Annotated in this window: 21 protein-coding genes; 8 read left to right on the top strand and 13 right to left on the bottom strand. The window is 66.0% G+C overall.

Translation table 11 applies throughout. The features are described 5' to 3' along the window. Positions 1-17: 17 nt before the first annotated feature. Entirely contained in the window at positions 18-1,064 is a 1,047-nt protein-coding gene (locus tag G6N31_RS09265; RefSeq protein WP_163722114.1) for a spirocyclase AveC family protein, read from the top strand. Positions 1,065-1,074: 10 nt separating this feature from the next. On the opposite strand, the gene G6N31_RS09260 is transcribed toward G6N31_RS09265, so the two are convergent. Continuing rightward, entirely contained in the window at positions 1,075-1,665 is a 591-nt protein-coding gene (locus G6N31_RS09260) for a TetR family transcriptional regulator (protein WP_098004702.1), read from the bottom strand. Between the two features lie 177 nt (positions 1,666-1,842). Here G6N31_RS09260 and G6N31_RS09255 point away from each other — a divergent pair, with 177 nt between their 5' ends. After that, on the top strand, positions 1,843-3,021 hold the full coding sequence (locus tag G6N31_RS09255) for a cytochrome P450 (RefSeq protein WP_098004703.1): 1,179 nt from the start codon (positions 1,843-1,845) through the stop codon (positions 3,019-3,021). A 36-nt stretch (positions 3,022-3,057) separates the two neighbouring features. Here G6N31_RS09255 and G6N31_RS09250 read toward each other — a convergent pair whose 3' ends face one another. Both G6N31_RS09250 and G6N31_RS09245 read right to left on the bottom strand, forming a co-directional pair. Continuing rightward, positions 3,058-3,978: a TIGR03619 family F420-dependent LLM class oxidoreductase gene (locus tag G6N31_RS09250; RefSeq protein WP_098004704.1), complete on the bottom strand. Its 921-nt coding sequence runs from the start codon at positions 3,976-3,978 to the stop codon at positions 3,058-3,060. A 151-nt stretch (positions 3,979-4,129) separates the two neighbouring features. Next, positions 4,130-5,365 carry an amidohydrolase family protein gene (locus G6N31_RS09245; RefSeq protein WP_098004705.1) on the bottom strand — a complete coding sequence of 412 codons (1,236 nt, stop codon included), beginning with the start codon at positions 5,363-5,365 and terminating at the stop codon, positions 4,130-4,132. A gap of 324 nt (positions 5,366-5,689) precedes the next feature. Here G6N31_RS09245 and G6N31_RS09240 point away from each other — a divergent pair, with 324 nt between their 5' ends. The 6 genes from G6N31_RS09240 to G6N31_RS09215 are packed head-to-tail and all read left to right on the top strand — an operon-like array spanning position 5,690 to position 10,380. Then, the gene (locus tag G6N31_RS09240) at positions 5,690-6,382 is read left to right on the top strand and encodes a TetR/AcrR family transcriptional regulator (protein WP_098004706.1); all 693 of its coding nucleotides are present in this window, start codon (positions 5,690-5,692) and stop codon (positions 6,380-6,382) included. A gap of 51 nt (positions 6,383-6,433) precedes the next feature. After that, positions 6,434-6,940, top strand: coding sequence for a nuclear transport factor 2 family protein (locus tag G6N31_RS27370; protein WP_098004707.1), 507 nt, complete (start codon positions 6,434-6,436; stop codon positions 6,938-6,940). Next, complete coding sequence (locus tag G6N31_RS09230) at positions 6,937-7,689, top strand: SDR family NAD(P)-dependent oxidoreductase (protein ID WP_098004708.1); 753 nt, start codon at positions 6,937-6,939, stop codon at positions 7,687-7,689. The genes G6N31_RS27370 and G6N31_RS09230 overlap by 4 nt, the downstream gene beginning before the upstream one ends. Positions 7,690-7,697: 8 nt before the next feature. Next, positions 7,698-8,594, top strand: a complete 897-nt coding sequence (locus G6N31_RS09225; RefSeq protein ID WP_234815411.1) for an LLM class F420-dependent oxidoreductase — start codon at positions 7,698-7,700, stop codon at positions 8,592-8,594. Next, the gene (locus tag G6N31_RS09220) at positions 8,591-9,454 is read left to right on the top strand and encodes an SDR family NAD(P)-dependent oxidoreductase (protein ID WP_098004710.1); all 864 of its coding nucleotides are present in this window, start codon (positions 8,591-8,593) and stop codon (positions 9,452-9,454) included. Before G6N31_RS09225 ends, G6N31_RS09220 begins: the two co-directional genes overlap by 4 nt. Next, positions 9,454-10,380 (top strand): alpha/beta hydrolase fold domain-containing protein, encoded by a 927-nt coding sequence (locus G6N31_RS09215; protein ID WP_098004711.1) that lies wholly within the window; start codon positions 9,454-9,456, stop codon positions 10,378-10,380. The genes G6N31_RS09220 and G6N31_RS09215 overlap by 1 nt, the downstream gene beginning before the upstream one ends. Positions 10,381-10,443: 63 nt before the next feature. On the opposite strand, the gene G6N31_RS09210 is transcribed toward G6N31_RS09215, so the two are convergent. The 10 genes from G6N31_RS09210 to G6N31_RS09165 form a co-directional block, all read right to left on the bottom strand. Next, complete coding sequence (locus tag G6N31_RS09210; protein WP_098004712.1) at positions 10,444-11,241, bottom strand: SDR family oxidoreductase; 798 nt, start codon at positions 11,239-11,241, stop codon at positions 10,444-10,446. Between the two features lie 51 nt (positions 11,242-11,292). Next, on the bottom strand, positions 11,293-12,009 hold the full coding sequence (locus G6N31_RS09205; RefSeq protein WP_197747162.1) for a TetR/AcrR family transcriptional regulator: 717 nt from the start codon (positions 12,007-12,009) through the stop codon (positions 11,293-11,295). 2 nt (positions 12,010-12,011) lie between these two features. Beyond that, on the bottom strand, positions 12,012-13,469 hold the full coding sequence (locus G6N31_RS09200; RefSeq protein WP_098004714.1) for a class I adenylate-forming enzyme family protein: 1,458 nt from the start codon (positions 13,467-13,469) through the stop codon (positions 12,012-12,014). Next, positions 13,466-14,254, bottom strand: a complete 789-nt coding sequence (locus tag G6N31_RS09195; RefSeq protein ID WP_098004715.1) for an enoyl-CoA hydratase/isomerase family protein — start codon at positions 14,252-14,254, stop codon at positions 13,466-13,468. The genes G6N31_RS09200 and G6N31_RS09195 overlap by 4 nt, the downstream gene beginning before the upstream one ends. 108 nt (positions 14,255-14,362) lie before the next feature. Beyond that, positions 14,363-15,283 carry a TIGR03619 family F420-dependent LLM class oxidoreductase gene (locus tag G6N31_RS09190; RefSeq protein WP_098004716.1) on the bottom strand — a complete coding sequence of 307 codons (921 nt, stop codon included), beginning with the start codon at positions 15,281-15,283 and terminating at the stop codon, positions 14,363-14,365. 15 nt (positions 15,284-15,298) lie between these two features. Then, positions 15,299-16,150, bottom strand: a complete 852-nt coding sequence (locus tag G6N31_RS09185; RefSeq protein WP_098004717.1) for a sugar phosphate isomerase/epimerase family protein — start codon at positions 16,148-16,150, stop codon at positions 15,299-15,301. 4 nt (positions 16,151-16,154) lie between these two features. Then, positions 16,155-16,898 carry an SDR family NAD(P)-dependent oxidoreductase gene (locus G6N31_RS09180; RefSeq protein ID WP_197747161.1) on the bottom strand — a complete coding sequence of 248 codons (744 nt, stop codon included), beginning with the start codon at positions 16,896-16,898 and terminating at the stop codon, positions 16,155-16,157. 22 nt (positions 16,899-16,920) lie between these two features. After that, on the bottom strand, positions 16,921-18,144 hold the full coding sequence (locus G6N31_RS09175) for a cytochrome P450 (RefSeq protein WP_098004719.1): 1,224 nt from the start codon (positions 18,142-18,144) through the stop codon (positions 16,921-16,923). Positions 18,145-18,301: 157 nt separating this feature from the next. Next, complete coding sequence (locus G6N31_RS09170) at positions 18,302-19,111, bottom strand: SDR family NAD(P)-dependent oxidoreductase (protein ID WP_098004720.1); 810 nt, start codon at positions 19,109-19,111, stop codon at positions 18,302-18,304. A gap of 60 nt (positions 19,112-19,171) precedes the next feature. Next, positions 19,172-19,927, bottom strand: a complete 756-nt coding sequence (locus tag G6N31_RS09165; RefSeq protein ID WP_098004721.1) for an SDR family NAD(P)-dependent oxidoreductase — start codon at positions 19,925-19,927, stop codon at positions 19,172-19,174. Positions 19,928-19,937: the final 10 nt, after the last annotated feature.

Raw genomic sequence — 19,937 nt, 5'->3', positions numbered from 1 at the left:
CAAAGGAGGCGCAAGCAGTGACGGATCTCAAGAGTCCCGACGAGGTCGGCCATGCCGGGCCGCCGGCGGAACGCCCGGCGATCAAAACGATTCGGCCCGTGCTGTTCTGGTCGAGTGTGGGCGCCGTGTGCACGGCGGTCGCCGCCTATGTCTACCTGTCCTGGATCGTGTCGGGAAATGCGGTGCCGGTGGACCCGGGACCCGATCCGATTCCCGGCGGGACGCGGCTGGCGATCACCGTGTTCCAAATCGCCTGTCCGATCATGGCTCTCATCGCGATCGTCTACGTCGTGCGCAAGAGTCTGCGCGAGCGGCAGCTGTGCGTCGAGGCAGCTGTCGTCATCGGGTCGGCGATCGCCTGGTGGCATGACCCGCTGATCAACTGGTTCCAGCCGGTGCTCTTCTACAACGCGGGCCTGGTCAATTTCGGTAACTGGATGGAGAACGTCCCCGGCTCGCTCAGTCCCGGTAGTCGGTTCATGGCCGAGCCGGTCTTGATGATCGCCATGATCTACATCTGGATGCCGTTGGCCATGGGCACGCTCGCTCGGTGGGCCATGGGGCGGGCGCGGCACCGCTGGCCTGCGCTGGGTCCGGTCCGCACGTTCTGTTGCGGATGGCTGGCGGTGTATGTGATCGAGTTCCCGCTCGAGATCTTCGCGGTGCACCACGGTCTGGTCGCGTACCCGGCGGCGGTCCCCGGCGCCACGTTGTGGGCCGGCCAGACCGTACAACTGCCGTTCTACGGCCCCGTCCTGTGGTCCCTGGTACTCAGCTCCAGTGGCGCGCTGATGTTCTTTCGCAACCGCAAGGGGCAGATCCGGGTGGAGGCGGGCGTCGAGACGCTGCACTGGGCCGGAACGAAAGTCAAGGCGCTGCTACGGGTTCTGGCGGTCACCGGCTTCCTGCATGTGGTCGCAATCGGCGTCTACGACCTGCCGGTGAACCTGGCCGGTCTGTATGCCGGTCCGACCGACACCTACCCGAGCTATCTGCGGACGCAGTACTGCGGCCCGGACACTCCGCGGGCCTGCCCCGACGGGACGCGCTTCGACGATCCCTAACCGCCCCGTGCTACTTCAGCACGGCAGGCAGCGCGGCGAACTCCTGGCGTATCAGGTCGTCAAGGGCGCGTCCGGGAGCGGCCAGCCATTGATTGACCGCGCGCTCGGTGAGCAGCATCCCGATGGAAGCCAGCAGGTGGCACTCACTGTCCGGAGAGGGCAGCCGGCGCCGCTCGGCGATCACCTTCGCCACGGTCTCGGCGTTGGCCTCGTGGTTCCGGCGTTCGCGGCCGAGCAGCACGAGTGAGGACGCGACGGCCTCGTGGTATTGCGCGATGCGCTTGCGGATGCGCTTGAGGCCGGGCGCCAGCAACGCGAACGAGTTGGCCATCGCCTCGAAGTCAGACAGTTCCTCGGGTTGGGCGAGGTAGACCCCGCTCACCGCATCGATGAAGTCGTACTCGCCGAAAAACAGCACCGACTCCTTGGTCGGGAAATACCGGAAGAACGTGCGTGGGGAGACACCTGCGCTGTCGGCAATCTGATCGGTGGTTGTCTCGTCATAACCGTTGGCGCTGAACAGGTCCAGCGCTGCTTCCAACAATGCGTTGCGCACCCGGTCGGCATGCTCGCCGCGCGGTGAACGGTCACCCCGTGCCATCCGCCAACCTCCTCGAGCGTCTCAAGTTTCCCGACACTACCAACGCCGGCAGGTATCGCCGCATCGTTGACACCCGCTGCCGTGCGGACGATACTTACCCGGGAAAGTGGCAGTCTACTGTCACAGTCTATCCGAGGCGAGGCACACTGCGGCCGATGCGGAGAGGATGGCCACCCGATGACCGAGCTCGGCGTGACTGCGACCACCAACATCAACGACCTGCCTTTCAGGGAGAACCGGACGCGGGCCTGGCGGGAACTGCGCGAGGCGGGGGAGGCGGTCCGCTCCGGCGAAGAGATCGTCCTGACCAGCGCCGAGGCTGTGGAGTTCGCCGCCAAGAGACCCGATCTCTTCTCGTCGGCGCGGGCCTTCGACCGGCTGGGCAGCCCTGTCCCGCTGGTCCCCATCGCAATCGATCCGCCGGAGCACACGCGATTTCGCCGCATACTGGATCCGTTCTTCAGCCCGAAAAAGATGGCCGAGCGCGAGCCGGAACTACGCAGGCAGGCGGCCGAGCTGATCGACGCGATCGCGGCCAAGGGTGAGTGCGACGTCGTCCCGGATCTGGCCGTACCGTTTCCCTCCCAGGTGTTCCTGACGCTGTTCGGGCTTCCGCTGGCCGACCGCGACCGGCTGGTGCAGTGGAAGGACTCGATTCTGGAGTTCACCGATCCGAGTAGCGCCGAGCCGACGCCGGAGGTGATGGCCCTCGCTCTGGAACTGTTCACCTACCTGACCGAACACATCGCCGAGCGGCGCAGCAGCGCGACCGGCAGCGACATGCTCACCCAGCTGATACAGAACCGCGAAGACGGCGGCATGTCCGACAACGAGATCCTCGGGCTGTGCTTCTTGTTCGTGCTGGCCGGCCTGGACACCGTCACCGCAGCGGTCGGATTCGCACTGGCGAAGCTGGCCGGCGATGCCGACTTGCGCCGCCAGATCGCCAACGACTTCTCGCTCATCCCGGCCTTCGTCGAAGACCTGCTGCGCGTCGAGGGGCCCGTCCCGTTCACGCCGCGCGTCACGACCGAAGATGTCGAGGTGGCGGGCAGGATCGTCCCGAAGGACACCACGGTGATGCTGTCCTATGGGGGTGCCGACCGCGATCCACTGCGGTACCCCGACCCCGACGAGGTCCACATCGACGGCAAGCCTGTGCATTTCGCGTTCGGGCGCGGGCCGCACCGGTGCCTGGGCTCGCACCTCGCGCGCCTGGAACTCCGGCTCATCCTCGAGGAATGGCACGCGCGCATCCCCGAATACAGTCTGGCCGGCGACAAGGAGCCGTGCGTGCACTGGCCCACCGGGACATTGACCCTGGAGTCGGTGCCGCTGAACATCAAGCCGGGATAGACCTCATCCGGTGTTGATGGGTCTTCGCACAAGCGCTCATCCGACCTTGGGGATGATCTCCTCAGCCACCCAATGCATGTGGTCCAGATACGCGCTGAAATCACTCAGCGGCGGCGGGTTGACCCACGTATCGGTGACGCCCAGATCGGCGAGCATGCCGCAGTTGTCGATCACCTGCTGCGCGCTCTGCCCGTACTGCGCGCCTGCGTCGTCGACGATCGCATGCTCCTGACCGATGGAAAGTACCGCGAGGCTATAGAACAACGAGAACGGCCGGTCGTCGAAACCGGGCTGGGACCGCAGATAGTCCATTTTGGCCGGCAGTTCCGCCGGTTTCGTGAGCCAAGGCGCCCAGCCGTCACCGAAACGCGCCGCGCGGCGTAACACCGCATCGGCGTCTCCGCCCATCCAAATCACCGGCCGTGGTTTGCGAATCGGCTTGGGCCCGAAGGCCACATTGTCGAATTTCACGAATTCGCCGTCGAAGCTGGGGTTGTCGCTGGTCCACAGCTCGTACATCGCGGCAAGGCACTCGTCGGTGATGCGACCCCGCTTGTTGAACGGGACGCCGATCATGTCGAACTCGTCCTTGAGCCAGCCAACTCCGACCGTGACCTGCGCCCGACCACCGGAAAGCCAGTCCAGCGTGGAAATGGACTTGGCGGCGATCACCGGATTGTGCAACGGCAGAATCGTCACCATCGAGCCGACCGAAATCGTGGACGTGGCGCCCGCGATGAACGCCTGGGCGGTGGTGGCGTCGAAGTAGTGATCACCGGACAGCTCGACATGTGCGGTGGGCGTCAGGAAGTGCTCGGGAAGAAAGACCTGTGAGTACCCCAATTTTTCGGCGGTGCGCGCAACCTGGGCGATATCGGTGCCGGTGAGCGCATGCTCCCACGGTTGAGTCACCGCCGAGACGTGCATGGTGTTGGGCAGGTAGACGGTGAATCGCATGATGAGCCTTCCGATTTGACGGCCCGGTGGCGACGCGGTGAGCGCAGATCCGACGGCACCGAGGTGGTAACCCGCACCATTATGACAGTCGACTGTCACCCGTCAAGGTGCTGATCGGAGCCGACCGGAGCTGCCCAGGTGTTCGATGGCGCTATGTGGCGGCCGCAGTTTCTGCCGGTGCGTGCTGCGCTTCCGGGTCGGGGTTGCTGATCGGCAGTCCGATGAATCGGCGGGCGTTGTCGCCCATGAAGTCGTACGCGCGGCGTCGATCCATGCCCTCGGCATACTTGTAGAAGCGTTTGGGCTCAGCCAATCCCTCGGGGTGCGGATAGTCCGAGCCGAACATCACCTTGTCCCATCCGACGGTTTCGACGACGTCGGCCACCGAGCCCTCCCAGAACGGACTAACCCAGATGTTGCGCCGGAACACGTCCAACGGGTGCTCCTCGAAATTCTGGGGCATCTTGGTGTGCACGTCGACGAGGTCGTGAAACAGCGGGTGGATCCACGAGCTGCCGTTCTCGACGCTGGCGATCCGCAACTTCGGGAACCGGGTGAGTGTGCCATGGCAGATCAGGCTGCCGATCATGTCGGAGATCTCACGGTGGCCGAGTACCAGCCACCGGAACGCACTCATCTCCATGAAGTTGTTGGTGTCGGAGGGTTCCCACCGGTTGATGTACTCGTCGAGCGGCGGTTGGCTGGCGTGCAGCACCACCGGCATGTTCGCGTCCTGCACGTCTTTCCAGAACGGGTCGAATTCGGGCAACGCCGGTGAGCGCCAACCTTTGAAGCCTTTGACCGGGGCCGGCTTGATGAGCACAACTTTCGCGCCGTTGTCGACGAGGTATTCGAGTTCGCGTCGGGCCTCATCGACGAGCGCGCACGTGATCACCGGGGTCATGAACAACCGGTCCTCATACACGTAGTTCCACGTCTCCAGCATCCACTGGTTCAGTGCGTGGATCATCGCCACGACGAGTTCGGGGTCCTCGGCCGCCGAATGCTCCACGAGGTTGGCCAGGGTGGGGTAGACCAAAGCTCCCTGCACACCTTGACGATCCAGTTCGGCGATGCGCGCATCGGGCCGACGAGAAGCCTCGGGGGCTTCGATCGGGGGGCCCTGCATCTCGCGCAGTGTCTGTCCTTCCGTGTTCTGGCCGGAGTAGAACTTCTCTTGCGACCCGGGGGCGGCGACACGCTCGAAGGTGGGGTTGGGGATGTACTCGGTGATCTTGTTGAGGATCGCGATCCGTGTGCGCTTGCCGATCTGAACGAACTGGACGGCCTTCTGGAACTTCTCGGGCAGGAACTTCGTCAGGGCTTCGGCGGTCTCGTACATGTGCTGGTCGGCATCGAAGATCGGCGCCTCGGTGAAGGTGGTCATTCGGTCGTCCTCCTGTTGTCGACTTGCCCATCGGGGCTGCACATAATGCGTTGGGCTGCAGTCATTTCCGTGTTGCTCGGGTTGTCCGGTGGTGGCTGTCGGGGGTGTTCTCAATCCTCCCGCACCAAGGGCTGAGCCGAACCGTTGTTCACCCACGCGTGGAGCTCGACGGCTTGGGGCTGAGAATACAGAACGAGATACTTCTACACAAGGACCATATTCTGGATCTCAAGAACAGCGTTCAACACACACAGAATGCTATTCTGTGACGATGTCAGCCGGAGCGCGTGGGGGTAGGTACGTAATCGCGGAGAGTGACCAGTGATGGCTTCCATCGATACGCTCGGCGGTGTTGCGGAGGCATCGGCGACGACGGAATCGCGCGCCGCAGCGGCGGTGGCGCGCGCACTCGATGACCGTCAGAAGGATGCCGCCGCCGAAGTCGACCGTATCCTTGAGGCGGCCGTGCTGGTCATCGAGCGGGGGGCGCCGTCCACACCTCGCGTGGCCGACATCGTCAAGCAGGCGGGTGTCTCCAATGTCGCCTTCTACCGGTACTTCTCGGGCAAGGACGACCTCATCCTGGCGGTGCACGAACGCGGTATCGGGAAAGTGCGGGACTACGTCGAACACGAGATGGCCAAGGAGGCTGATCCCGTCGACAAGGTCGTCCGCTGGGTGGTGAGCTTGATGACGCGGGTGCAGAAGCCGGAGTCGGCGAAGGTCAGCAGGGTTGTCGCCATGCACATGGCCACCTCAGCCGAACAGCTGGTGGCCGAAGAGGAACACAGTAGACCGCTGCGCGACTTGCTCGCCGGCGCAGTCGACGCCGTCGAAGAAGCGCAGGATCCCGAGGCGGCCACCGACGCCATCTACGCACTGGTCACTGGTGAACTGCGGCGCCACCTGGTGATGGAGACCAGCCCCGACGCCGACACGGTTGCGCGCCTCGTCGCGTTCTGCCTGCGGGGCTTGGGCATCAGCCGAGCGGCGAAAGCGCCCAATGGCAAGCGTTGAGCCCGGCCATAAACTTGACATCAGGGTGTCACAAATGGCTTTGTTGAAGCCGTGGCCGACGATGAACTCGATGAGCTGCTCGACGAGCGCGCGATCCGCCGCGTCCTGCACAGCTACTGCCGCGCCATCGACCGGCTCGACATCGAGCTGCTGCGCGACTGTTACTGGCCGGAGGCTACCGACCGGCACGGCCCGTTCACGGGTACGCGTGACGAGTACGTGGCGTGGGTGACGGCGTTGCTGCGACGACACACCATGACCATGCACCAGCTCGGCAACATCCTGATCGACCTCGACGGCGATACCGCGCACGCCGAAACCTATGCGGTGGCCTATCACTCCGGTGAGCCACCCGGCGACATCCGGTGGAACTATGTCGCCGGATTCCGCTACATCGACACCTTCGGCCGCCGCGACGGACAATGGCGAATCATGAACCGGGTCACCGCGATCGAGTGGACCCACGCCTGGGACGCCGACCGCGAGCGCCTCGCCACGTTCGGCGAATACCTGCCGCGGCGCGACAGCACCGACCCGGTGTATCGGCGGCCCGCGTGATACTCGACGGAACCGTCGCGCTGGTCACCGGCGCTGGGCAAGGTGTCGGGCGGGGCATCGCGCTCGCGCTGGCGGCCGAGGGCGCCCGGGTCGCGGTGGTCGGCCGTACCGCGACCAAATGCCAGGCGGTCGCTGCCGAAATCGCCGAGCGCGGCGGCCAGGCGATCGCTGTCGCGGCCGATGTTGCCCGACGCTCCGACGTCGACGCCTGCGTTGCGGCCGCCCGCGCGCAGCTGGGCCCGATCAGCTGCCTGGTCAATGCCGCTCAGCAGACGCACTATTCGTCGCTGCGCAAGCTCACTGAGGACGACCTCGACGCGGTGTGGCAGTCCGGCGCGGTCGGATCGCTGCGGATGATGCAGGCCTGTTTCGAGGACCTGCGGGCCACCCGCGGCAGCGTCGTCAACGTCGGTTCCGGAAGCGGGCTGACGGCGCGGCCGGCGATGGGTGCCTATGCGGCGGTGAAGGAGGCGTTGCGGACGATGAGCCGGGTCGCCGCGGCCGAGTGGGGCCGCTACGGCATCCGGGTCAACGTCATCTGCCCGCTGGCGTCCTCACCCGGCATGGACAGCTGGATGGGTGACCTGCCGGGGGCCGGCGAACAACTCGTCAGTCAGGTGCCACTCGGACGGCTTGGTGATGCCGAGGGCGACATCGGCCGCGCTGTCGTTTTCCTGGCCGGCCCGGATTCCGGCTACATCACCGGCACCACCATGATGATCGATGGCGGCTATGACTACTTGCGATGAGTATCCGAATGGGAGTGCCTTCAGTGAAGTGGGGAATCGTCTTTGCCAGCACCGGCTTTCCGGACCCGGACAGCGCGATCGCACTGGCCCAGGCCGCCGAACACGCCGGGTTCGAATCACTCTGGGCGCCAGAGCATGTCATCATGCCGAAAAGTCCCGACGCGACACCGTACCGGGGCTCGACCGACGGCAGCATGGCTCGGCTGGGCCGGCGCGGCGGCATCCCCGACCCGCTGATCTGGTTCGCCTACGTCGCGGCGCACACGACGCGCCTGCGGTTCGGCACCGGCGTGCTGATCCTGCCTGAACACCAGCCGGTGGTACTCGCGAAATCCGTTGCGACGCTGAACCACCTGTCCGGCGGACGGCTGATGCTCGGGATCGGTGTCGGCGAGTTACCCGAGGAGTATCAGGCGGTCGGGATGAACTTCGGGGACCGCGGCCGCCGAATGGACGAGTACATCGACGCGCTGCGGCTGCTGTGGCGCGAGGACACGGCCTCGTTCGACGGCGACTACGTCCGATTCGACGAGGTCGAGTGCCGGCCCTGGCCGGTGCGCCGTTCGGTTCCGCTGCTGATCGGCGGGGCGTCGGACGCCGCGATCCGCCGTGCGGCCACTCGGGGGGACGGCTACTTTCCGTTCGTCTTCCCCGGCCAGGACCCACTGGTCGAGCTGCCGCGGCTGCTGGGCCGGGTGCGCGCCGAAACCGCGCTGGCGGGCCGCGATCCCGACAAGATGGAGTTCACGGCCGGCGGCGCCCGCACCGCCGAGGAGGCGAAAGTGTACGCGGATTTCGGTGTCCACCGGCTGACGGTCGCAATCCGCTCACGCAGCGTCGCCGACATGCGCGACGAAGTCGCCCGGCTCGGAGACGAGCTGGTGGCCCCGACGGTGGAGCTGTGAACCCACTGTCGTTCACCGGCCGCACGGTCCTGATCACCGGTGCCGGCCGCGGCGTGGGGCGGGCTCACGCACTGGCATTCGCCGAGCATGGCGCCGGCGTCGTCGTCAACGACGTCGACGACACCGCTGACGCGGTCACCGGTGAGATCCTGGCCGCGGGTGGCTCGGCGATCGCGCACCGCGGCGATGCCGCTGACCCCGATGTCGCCAGTGATGCTGTTGCGCAAGGGATTGCGAGGTTCGGACGGATCGACGCCGTGGTGGCCAATGCCGGCATCGACCGGATCACGCCGCTGCGTGAGGTGACCCCGGAGTTGTTGACCGAGTTCTTCCGGGTGCACGTGCTGGGCACCTGGGCGGTGTGTTCGGCGGCGTGGCCGCATTTTCTCGAGCAGCGGTTCGGGCGGATCGTGACCACCACGTCGGCCGCCGGATACTTCGGCCTCACCCGCGCGCTGCCGTACACCACGGCCAAGGGCGCGTTGCACGGCATGACCCAGTCGCTGGCTCTGGAAGGCGCCCGTCACGGGATCACCGTCAATGCGGTGGCACCGTTCGCGGCGTCACGGCTGGCGCACGCACGGACCGAAGGCGCGCCGGCATTGCAGGACGCGATCGAGCGACTCGCACCGGCGTCGGACGTCTCACCGGTGGTGCTGTGGCTGGCACATGAGAGCACCACCGTCACCGGTATGGCCTTCGAAGTCGGTGCGGGCGCGGTCAGCCAGGTCGCCGTTGGCGTCGCCGAAGCGGTACCGGTCGACGCCGACCCGACGGCGTGGCTCGGCGGCGCGATCAGAATTCCTCCGGTCGGTGCGGCCGACCGGCCGTTGACCCGTTGGCTGGACGAGCTCGGGTGATGACGATCGACGACGAAGTGAGACGGCCGGTGTTCACGGGTCGAACGTCGCTGTCCACCAAGGTCGCGGTGGTGGCGCTGCGGGTGCTGCGCGCGGTCGGAAACGTTCTGGGCGTTGACATTTTGTCGACACTGTTCCCGTTGGTGGTGCAGGACAATCCACCGTGGTACGCGACGCGCGGACTTCGTGTCGAGCACAGCGAGTTCGACGGCTGGCCGGTATGTACGCTCTGCCCGCCGAGACCGTCTGGAAGGTACGTCGTCGCCATCCACGGCGGTGGGTATGCTCTGGGGCCCGCCATCATGCACTGGCCCGTGTATGCCGGCATCGCCCGAAATACCGCGGCCACGGTGGTGGTACCGCTCTACCCGCTGGTTCCCGAGGGCACCGCAGGCACTGCAGTTCCGCAGTGCGCTGACCTTCTCACGTCGCTGGCCGAGCAGCACGGGGCGGAAAACATCAGCGTGATCGGCGACTCTGCCGGCGGCGGCTTGGCCTTCGCGGCAATACAGGAGCTGATCCGCCGCGGCGATGCCACGCCAGGGCGGATGGTGCTCATTTCGCCGTGGCTCGACGTATCGATGACCAATCCGGACATCGCGTCGATCGATGATCCGATATTGAGCTCCGCGGGTCTGCGAGCCGCCGGCCGGCTTTGGGCCGGCGATCTCGACCCCACTGACCCGTTGGCGAGCCCGTTGTACGGATCATTGGAAGGGCTCCCGCCGACAGCGGTCTACACGGGATCGTTGGACATGCTCGCTGCCGACGTGCTGCTTGTCCGTGAACGTGCGATCCCAGGCGGCGCTGACGTCACTTTTGACTTGCGTAACGGCGGCATTCACGGCTGGCCGTACTTCTTCGTTTTGCCGGAGGCCCGCGCCGTCCTGCCTGACATCTACGAGCAACTCGTCGGGCCGAACTGAATCACGGCGGCGAAAACCGCACCCCAGCAACGGTTTGCGGCGTGTCCTACAAGTTGCCGAATGTCAGAATGCGGCCCGGTGGTGGCCACCGTCGACAGCGATGTAGTGCCCGGTCAGGTACCCGGCCTGCTGGGAGCAGAGATAGACGATCGTCGACGCGATCTCTGAGGGCTCGCCGAGCCGGGCGGCGGGGACTCCCGCGTGGTCCATCATCCATCTCCGGCGCGCGTCGTCATCGGTCAGGCCTTCGTGGGTGGACAGATACCAGTTGGTGGTCTTGGTGGCGATCCAGCCCGGGGCAACGGTGTTGATGGTGATGCCGAACTGCGCGTACTCGTCGGCGACGCTCTTGAGCAGCCCCACGGTCGACGGTCGGGTCGCATTGGCGACGGTGTGCGGGGGCTTGTTCTGCGGCTCCTTGGCGGTCGCCGAGCCGATGTGGACGTATCGGCCCCATCCGTCGTCGCGCATGGCGGGCAGCACCGCATGCAACATGTGGACCTGGCTCAGTGTGTAAGTGCGGTAGGAGTCGACGTAATCCTCGGCCCGGGTGACCTCGGCGAAGAACCCCCGGACGTGAAAGTCGGCTTGTGTGATGACAATTGACGGTGGTGCGAGACGGTCTCGTACGGTGGACACCGCTGACTCGATGCCGTCCTGTGTGCTCATGTCCGCCGACACGCCGACCGCTTCGCCCCCGGCGTCGGTGATGGCGGCGACCGCATTATCGATGTGACGCTGCGTGCGGGCCACGATTGCCACCCGGCATCCTTCAGCCGCGAGCATTTTTGCCGCCTCAAACCCGATTCCTTTGCTGCCGCCGACAACAAGGGCGGTGCGGCCGACGATGCCGTAGTCCATCTGTCGGATTCTTCCAGAGCGGGGAGACGATGCGGTCGAGATCCGTCTGACTCACGCCGTCAGCGGAATACCGAAGGTTCGTGAGATTCCCGCGGTGAGCAGTTCGAGGCTGAGCCGGAAGCCGTCCTCGTTGATGTCGATCGCGGCGGTCGGATCGGGCAGGGCGGCGAGCAGCGGATACTCGGCGCCATCGAGCGGATCCTCAGCTGCGCCTTCGGTGTCCGGCCGGTTCGAGGCGGCGGCGCGCACAGTGTGTTCGTAGGCCACGTAAGCGCGGGTGAAGTTGTAGCAGACGTTGTAGACCCGCACGGCGTCGGAGAGCGGTAACCCGGCGCGGTGCAGGAGTCCGATGCCGGTGTCCAGGCGTCGCCACTGAGCCGGGGTCAGCGCCGCCCGCACGACCGACGTGGATGCGTACAGCACGACCTCCCGATACGCGGGGGTGTCCTCCATCAGGTCGCGGTAGGCGGTGAAGTAAGCGACCAACTCGACATCCCAATCGCCGTCGCCGGCCGGCGGCAGCCGCCGGTGCAGGTCGCGCATCACCCGGTGTGCGAGTGCGTCGAGCAACGCATCTTTGTTTCGGAAGTACTTGTAGATGCTCATGACGGCGCAGCCGAGGTTGCGTGCCAACGCGGGCATGCTCAGCTGCGCCAGCCCGTCGGCTTCGGTCATCTTCAGTGCCGCCTCGAGAATCTCCTCGTGGCTCAACGAGTTTCGGGCACGGCGGCGCGATACCTCCGGTGCCTTGGGGTTCTTCGACGACATCGTCATTGCCCTTCGAACGATGGCTGCTGCGCCGACTCCATCACGTGCTGGCCGCGCAGCGCGGTGCGGAGCACCTTACCGGCGGCATTGAGCGGCAGCGCATCGACGGGATACCAATAGGCCGGAACCTTGAACCCGGCCAGCCGCGCCCGGGTGAACGTCGCCAGCTCTGCGGGAGCCGGTGGCCGCGCCGGATCGGCGGGCACGATGAACGCCGCGAGCGTCTCGCCCAGCCGCGCATCCGGTACCCCGACGACACCCACGGCCCCGACACCGGGATGGGCGGCGAGCACGTTCTCGACTTCGAGCGGGTAGACGTTCTCGCCGCCGCGGACCACCATGTCGTGTCGTCGACCGTGCAGATGCAGGTAGCCGTCGGCGTCGACCGCGCCGAGGTCGCCGGTGTGCAGCCAGCCGTCGTCCGCGTGCACCGACAGGTGCGGTGCCGCGGCCAGGACCTCGCCGACTCCCGCCGCGTCCGGCTCGTCGATACGCAGCCGTAGACCGGGCACCGGCCGGCCGACCGTGCGCAGCAGCGCGCCGTCACCTGCAGCGGCCCGGCGGTGATCGTCAGGTCCGAGGCAGGTGATGGGACTGCCTTCGGTTTGGCCGAACAGGTTCACCAGCGCGATGTCGGGCAGCACCCGCAAGACACGCTGCAGGGTGTGCGGCGTGATCGGCGCGGCACCGTAGATCAGGGTTTTCAGCGGCACCATGTCCAACAGCTTCTCGGCGAGCAACATCTCGATCATGGTGGGGACCAGCAGGCAATGAGTGGCTTCGAGGCGTCGCAGGCCGCGCCACCAGTCGGTGGAGAACCGGCTGGTCGCCAGGACGGCGGCGCCGGCCGCCACCGCGACGAGGGTGTTGCCGAGGCCGCCGATGTGATGCAGTGGTGAGCCGGTCGCAAAGCGGTCGTCAGGTGTGAATCCGACCAGTCCGCAGAGTATTTCGGTTCGTGCGCGCAGCACCTCATCGGTGAACGGGACGGGTTTGGGGGCCCCGGTCGTGCCGGAGGTATGCAGATGAAACGCGGCGGCCCCGCAATGCGCCGAGACCTGCGACGACGACACCGGCAACCTCGGCACCGCCACCGCCCGCACTCCGGCGGTCGCGGCGACCTCGTCGGCGACCGGGGTGAACGCGGGTTCGGTCACCAGGACGGGAGAGCCGGTCGCGCGCACGACAGCGTCCAGTTCGGCTGCGGTCAGCCTCGGGTTCAGTGGTGCCAGCGGCTTGTCGGCAGCCGCGCCGCCGAGCAGTAACGCCAGCGAGTCGGCGTTGGTGGTGAGCAGTGCGGGCACCGGCTGACCATCAGCGGTGTTCAGCGCCGTCAGAAACTCCGTGGCCGTGGCGATCTTGCCGACGAACTCGCGGCCGGTGACTGCCGCGGCTTCATCGATGACAGCGAAGCGATCGCTGCCGGTGTGTGTGGCGAGGACACCTTCGAGCCAAGTCATCTGGCCTTGGCCTTGGCCCTTTCCAGGAAGTCGGTGACAAGTGCTTGGTGCTCGGGCGTTTCGAACGAGTCGAACTCTTCGGACAACGCGTACTCCAGAACGCCGGCCACCGCGCGCTTCACGTGCATGTTGAGGGCGCGCTTGGTGCTCTGCACGGCCTGGGGCGGCAGTGCGGCGATGCGTTGTGCGACCGCGACGGCCTCGTCGAGAAGATCAGCGTCGGCGACCACCCGATTCGCCAGACCTGCCGCGACGGCTTCCTCGGCCGGGATGCGCGCACTGGTCAGCAGATATTCCTTGGCGCGGAGCAGGCCCATCAGCAGCGGCCAGGTCGGTGCGCCCCCGTCGGCCGCGGTGAGTCCGACACTGACGTGCGGGTCGGCGAAGTAAGCGCTCTGCCCGATCAAGACGATGTCGCTGAGAACCGCCAGGTTGCACCCCAGCCCGACAGCGGGGCCGTTGACGGCGGCCACCACGGGCAACGGGAAGTCGACCATCTCATTCAGCAGCCTTCGGGCGCCGTCGATTTCACGGCGACGCGCCGGTCGGTCATCCCAGAGTTCGACGAAGTGGTTGAAGTCGCCCCCGGCGCTGAACGCGCGGCCGGCGCCGGTGAGGACAACGGCACGGGCATCGGTGTCGTTGGCGAGATGACCCCACACCGACTGCAGTGCAACGTGCAGAGCCTCGTTGGCCGCGTTCATCGCCTCGGGACGGTTCAGCGTCACGATCCGAACGGGACCGCGTGCCTCGATCAGCAACTCGGGGCCGAAAGGATTGTCCACAGATTCCTCCACGATTCTCACGTCACGGTAGTTCAGCTGTCGCAATCGCGGAGCCGGCACAAACTATAACGGAAGGCTTACGATATATAAAGTGCTCAGGTGCACCGCTCAGCTCAATTTGCGCATGATCTCGGCGGCGAGCCATCGCATGTGGTCAAGATATTCCTCCAGGTCGCGTACCGGTGGCGGAGGTACCCAGATCTCGGTGACGCCCAGTTCTGCCAATCGTCCGCACTGGTCGAGCACCTCGTCGGCATGCCAACTGCCCTTGGCCGCCGGATTGTCAAGGACGGCATGGGCATCGCCCATGTTGAGCCAGGCCGTGGAGTAGAAGACATCCAGCGGTCGGTCGCGCCATGTCGGTTGTGACCGGATGTACTCCAGTCGATTGGGGATCCGCTCGGGGGGAGTCTGCAGGGGGGCCCAGCCGGAACCGATTCGGGCGACTCGCTGCATGGCGGCGCGTGAGTCACCACCGAACCAGATTGGCGGATAAGGTGTTTGGACTGGCTTGGGCGCGAACGCGATATCCTCGAAATCGACGTGGCGTCCGTGGAAGGCGGGTCGTTCAGCGGTCCACAGCTCGATCATGGCGTCGACGTATTCGTTCATCAGTCTGCCCCTTTTGCCGAAGGCGACACCCAGGACGTCGAACTCCTCGCGTAGCCATCCGACCCCGAGCCCGACGACGGCACGTCCGCCGCTGAGCCAGTCCAGCGTTGCCCAGGCCTTGGCCGCGACGACGGGATGTTGCAGGGTGAGGATGCTGACCAGCGATCCGATCCGAAGCCGGCTGGTGACACCGGCGAAATAGCCGAGGGCCGTCGTGGCGTGCAGCGCATGCTCACCGGAGAGCGCGACGTGCTCGGTGGGGAAGAAGAAGTGTTCGGACACCAGCGCGGTGCTGAACCCGATCTCGTCGGCGAGGCGGGCGACCCGGGCGATCTCGGCTCCGCTGAGGTCGGCCTCCCACGGTTGACTGACCGCTTCGACGGTCATGCAGTTGGGAAGCACGATGGAAAATTTCACGCCGCGGTTTCTCCTTCAGTTGGCCCGTTGATTGCCGTGCAGGACAGCACGTGTCGCGTCGAACAGCTCATGAGTGACCGACGACGGCGGCCGAGCGTTCCAACTCGACTGGAAGAGCTCGGCGCCGACCCGGGTGTAGACACCGTGGCGTTCGAGCGTGGAAATGATTGCGGCGACGTCGAATTCGCCCGCGCCCGGTAGCTCGCGGTGAAACATCGCCTCGTCGGTCAGGTCGGCGGGCGGGGTGAGTGGACCGTCGCACAGCTGTACCGCGAAAATGCGGTCCGGCGGGATGTCGGCCAGCACGTGTTCGTCCCACCCACCACGGATCAGGTGGCTGACGTCGATGGTGAGGCCGCCGTTGGGCTGGCCCCCGTCACGCAGGATCTGCCAGCCAGTGGCCAGGTCGCGTACCGGGCCGAACGCGACGAACTCCAGGGAGACCCGCAGGTCGAACCTCGCGGCGTCGGTGCACAACGCGCCAAACCGGTCGGTGGCCTCGGTAACCGACACCGGCTGGTCGCCGGTGAGGCCTGCCGAGACCGTATCGGCGCCCAGTTCGGTGGCCGCGGCGAAGAACGCCGAGCGGTCCCACCTGGACCGAAACGGCGTACTGCCCTGGTCGTTTGGGCTTTCGGGGGCCCAGTCGTCGCAGCCCTCCAGCTCGACACACGCGATACCGGCATCCTCGAGCACCTGCCGCATGGCGGCCGGGGTGAGCCCCTCGCGCGAGACCGCCCGGTGGTACACCAGCGGCCACACGCTGACCGCGTCGAAACCCGCGGACGCCGCAGCGGCGACGAAGTCACGAAACGGTGTGGCCAGCAGGCAGCCGTTGTAGAGGACGAGCTCAGAAGCGATACTCACGTACCTAGCGCCCCGGTGGCGCGATCATCTCGCCGAGCAGCACCACGGCCGGTGTGTCGGGACCGGGAGGCAGCTGGTCCCAGATACGGCGCGCCGCCAGTTCCGGCGAATCGACCTCGCCGGCCGCGAGTGCCTGCCGGATGCTGGGCGCCAACGGGTTCACCGACACATCGACTGCGGCGTCGGCCCGAAGGGCCGGCGTGTCCACAGCCCCCGGGCGGATGGCGACCACCCACCGGTTTTCGGGCCGCTGTGCCAGCTCTGCCCGCACGGTTCTCACCCACTGCTCCATCGCCGCTTTGCCGGCACCGTAACCCGCGCGTCCGGCGAACGGCACCCGGGCAGCGGCGGACGAGATCATCACGAGTCCGACTTCGACATCGGCGGGGGCGTTGCGCAGGAATGCCTCGCCGAGGATCAAGGGCGCCGCGGCGTTGGCGAGGACGTGACGACGGTAGGCGACCGGATCGACCTCGCCGATCAGCCCGACGGGATCCTGGACGAAGGCATTGTGGATGAAAATCGCGCGGCGGCCGCCGAAGTCGGCGAGTTCGGCGGCGAGGTGGTCGGCGACCACATCCCAGTCGGCCGGATCGGACAGGTCGGCGCGGACGCTCTCCAGTGTGGGATGCGGTCGTCGCGCGATGTTGATGACTCGCGCGCCGGGATAGGGCACGGTCTGCGCAAGGGCAGCCCCGATGCCGCTGGTGGCACCGGTGATCCACACGGTGGTTTCAGCGGTTGACACGTTGTGTCCCTTCGATAGTCGGTCAGCGTCGCAACGACGGACCGGGCGTGAACTTGATCGGCAGGCGGCGTACCGCATTTACTTCGCCCGCGTCCGGGAATCGTTCGTACTCGCCGGCCAGTTCGAAATCGGGCAGGCGTTCCATGATCTGGGTGAGCATGACCTGGAACATCATCCGGGCGAAATGTGACCCCAGGCAGCGGTGGATGCCGACACCGAAGGACATGTGCTTGCGGGCGTTCGGTCGGCGCAGGTCCATGACATCGGGGTCTGCGAAGACCGCGGGGTCGCGATTGGCGGCCGCCCACATCAACAGCGCCCGGTCACCCTGCTCTAGCTGCTGACCATGGAAATTCGCGTCACGCGAGACCGTGCGAGCCTGCCCGACCACCGGCGTGCAGTGCCGGAGGAACTCGTCGGTGCCCTTTTCGAGCAGGCTCGGATCCTCGATCAACTGCCGGCGAAGTTCTGGCTGTTCGCACAGCCGCAGCAGCACGTTGCCGGTCAGCCCGCTGGTGGTGTCCATGCCGCCGAGCATCATCAGGAAGCCGTACATGGTGATCTGGGTGTCGTCGAGCGGCTGGCCGTCGAGGGTGCCGCGCAGGATGTCGCTGAACAGGTCGTCACCCAGCCCCGCGGCACGGCGTTCCTGGAGCTGCTTGGCGATCTCGCCGAACAACTCCATGCCGGCGATACCGGCCTTCTCCGGGTCTTGGGCGCGGTCGTGTACCAGGGTGTGCACCCAGTGCACCCAATCGAGGTATCGCGACTCGTCCCACTCCAGCAGGCGCAGGATCATGCGGGCGGGCAGCGGTGTGGTGAATTCGGCGACGATGTCGCAGGTGCCGCGTTCGATGAACTCGTCGATCAACTCATCGGCGATCGCGGTGGCCATGGGCCGCGCCGCCTCGGCTGACCCGGGCGAGAACTGTCGTAGCGTGACATCGCGCAGTTCCCTGGTCTGCGGTGGATCGGATTCGATGGGCAGGATCGGAAAGGGCATTCCGCTGGGCGGCACCCCGACCGACGGGTACGAGTTGAACAGGTCGTCGTCGCGTGCTGCATCGAACACCGACGCGTAGTCCATCAGTGCCCAGAATCCACCGTGGTGATCGGAATGCGCTACCGGACATCCTGCCTCGCGCATCTGATGAATCGGACCGAAGGGATCGGCACGAAACTTCGGCGAGTGGTGGTCGAGGTCGATGGTGGCGCGTGGCTGTGATTGGGGATGAGTATCTGTCATCGGTTGGCTACTCTCCTCGGCGCGATATCGACGGGCGCCCGATTCGTCCAGACGGCCTCGACGCTGCGTTGTCCAAGCTATAACGTAAGGCATCTATTATGGCGGGGTCCAGGGTTCCGCCAAGATTGGTTGACCTCACCGAGAGTATCGCCGTCAGTCAGCTGGTTGGTCCCAACACATAGTCGCCTGTGGTGGGATGCTGGTACCAGCCCCGTCCGGCATCGGTTCCGCCATCGACTCCGATGGTTTGGCCGGTGATATAGCCGGCCAGGCTAGAGGCGAGAAACACTGCAGCGCCTGCCATCTCGTCGACGTGCCCGGCGCGGCCCATGGGTACCATACCCTCAGCCGCGCGAGCCAAGCCCGCTGTGGCGAGTTCGGCCAGACCGTCGGTCATCGTGTAGTCGGGCGCGAGCGCGTTGACCCGGATGCCGTGGGGTGCCAGTTCCAACGCCGCGGTTTTCGTGTAGTTGATGACGCCGGCTTTGGCGGCCGCATAGGCGGCGAAGCCCGGTGCTGCCCGAGTGCCCTCGATCGACGTGATGTTGATGATGCTGCCGCCGACCGCGTCGTCCACCATCGCCCGGGCGACGCGCTGAGTGCACAGCAGCACATGGCGAAGGTTGCTGCGGTACAAAGCGTCCCAACCGTTCTCGGTCGTCTCCAACAGCGGGGAATTGAAGGTTCCGCCCGCATTGTTGATCAGAATCGTGACGGTACCCAATTCGGCGGCCGTTTGAGCGAGTGCGCTATCTACCTGGCTACCATCGCGCACGTCGGTGGTGATGCCCAGCGCGCCGATCGACTCAGCGGCTGTAGCGCAGGTTTCTGGGTCTTGTTCCCAGATAGCAACCGAGGCCCCGAATGCCGCCAGCCCAGCCGCGATGCCACGACCAATCCCAGTGCCGCCACCCGTTACCACGGCGACCCTGTCGGTCAGCAGAATGTCTTCGGGACAGAACACCATAAACTCCTCCTCATGCCTATCGGTCGCTGACCGCTGAACGCGCCATGAATTGGCGCGGATTCACTGCGTGCTTGACTGGACGTACGCGCCGTCGATCTCGAGAGTGGTCCCGGTGACGAAGCCGGCCGCGTCCGACAGGAGGAAGGTAACGACGTCGGCAACCTCTTCCGTGGTCCCCATTCGGCCCATCGGGATCAGTCGGGCCCATTGATCTTGCAGTTCTTGGGGATAACTCGCCATCTGAGGCGTCTTGATGGGCCCCGGTGCGACGGCGTTCACGCGAATATCGTAGGGCGCGTAGTCCAATCCGGCGTTTCGCGTCAGGCCGACGACCGCGTGCTTGGTAGCGACATACGCATGCAGCCCGGCAGCCGCTTTGAGCCCGGCTCCCGAGGCGGTGTTGACGATGGCGCCACCGCCGTGGCCGATCATGTGAGCAATCTCGGCGCGCATGCAAAAGAACGTACCGCGCAATCCGATACCGGTGACGGTGTCGAATGTCGCGGTATCCAGTTCGTGCAGCGGTGTCGGGGTGTGACCGATGGCGGCGTTGTTGTGAGCCAGGTGGAGGCCACCGTAGGTGGAGACGGCGAAGGCGATCAACGAGGTGACGTCGTCCTCCCGGGCGATGTCTGTGCGTCGAAATGCAGCCTCGCCGCCGCTGTGGGCGATCTCGGCGGCAACGCGCTTGGCGCCGTCTTCGTCGATATCGGCGATGACGACTTTGGCTCCGTACTGGGCGAGTCGTTTGGCGGTGGCCTCGCCGATACCTGAAGCGGCGCCGGTGACAACCGCGACTTTGGAGTCGAAATTCATTGGATTGATC

It is taken from the genome of Mycolicibacterium duvalii (assembly GCF_010726645.1).
GTDB lineage: Bacteria > Actinomycetota > Actinomycetes > Mycobacteriales > Mycobacteriaceae > Mycobacterium > Mycobacterium duvalii.
Note: the sequence above shows the minus strand (reverse complement) of the source record. Positions and strands in the feature narration are given on the sequence as shown.

Excerpts from the sequence above, each read along its gene's own strand:
- G6N31_RS09245 (WP_098004705.1), bottom strand. The coding sequence starts at position 5,365 with ATGACCACCTTCACCGAGGCGCCGATCTTCGATGCCGACCAGCACATG.
- G6N31_RS09205 (WP_197747162.1), bottom strand. The coding sequence starts at position 12,009 with ATGTCGTCGAAGAACCCCAAGGCACCGGAGGTATCGCGCCGCCGTGCC.
- G6N31_RS09225 (WP_234815411.1), top strand. The coding sequence starts at position 7,698 with ATGGGAGTGCCTTCAGTGAAGTGGGGAATCGTCTTTGCCAGCACCGGC.
- G6N31_RS09240 (WP_098004706.1), top strand. The coding sequence starts at position 5,690 with ATGGCTTCCATCGATACGCTCGGCGGTGTTGCGGAGGCATCGGCGACG.
- G6N31_RS09250 (WP_098004704.1), bottom strand. The coding sequence starts at position 3,978 with ATGCGATTCACCGTCTACCTGCCCAACACCATGCACGTCTCGGCGGTG.
- G6N31_RS09210 (WP_098004712.1), bottom strand. The coding sequence starts at position 11,241 with ATGGACTACGGCATCGTCGGCCGCACCGCCCTTGTTGTCGGCGGCAGC.
- G6N31_RS09215 (WP_098004711.1), top strand. The coding sequence starts at position 9,454 with ATGACGATCGACGACGAAGTGAGACGGCCGGTGTTCACGGGTCGAACG.
- G6N31_RS09175 (WP_098004719.1), bottom strand. The coding sequence starts at position 18,144 with ATGACAGATACTCATCCCCAATCACAGCCACGCGCCACCATCGACCTC.
- G6N31_RS09165 (WP_098004721.1), bottom strand. The coding sequence starts at position 19,927 with ATGAATTTCGACTCCAAAGTCGCGGTTGTCACCGGCGCCGCTTCAGGT.
- G6N31_RS09255 (WP_098004703.1), top strand. The coding sequence starts at position 1,843 with ATGACCGAGCTCGGCGTGACTGCGACCACCAACATCAACGACCTGCCT.
- G6N31_RS09200 (WP_098004714.1), bottom strand. The coding sequence starts at position 13,469 with ATGACTTGGCTCGAAGGTGTCCTCGCCACACACACCGGCAGCGATCGC.
- G6N31_RS09260 (WP_098004702.1), bottom strand. The coding sequence starts at position 1,665 with ATGGCACGGGGTGACCGTTCACCGCGCGGCGAGCATGCCGACCGGGTG.
- G6N31_RS09170 (WP_098004720.1), bottom strand. The coding sequence starts at position 19,111 with ATGGTGTTCTGTCCCGAAGACATTCTGCTGACCGACAGGGTCGCCGTG.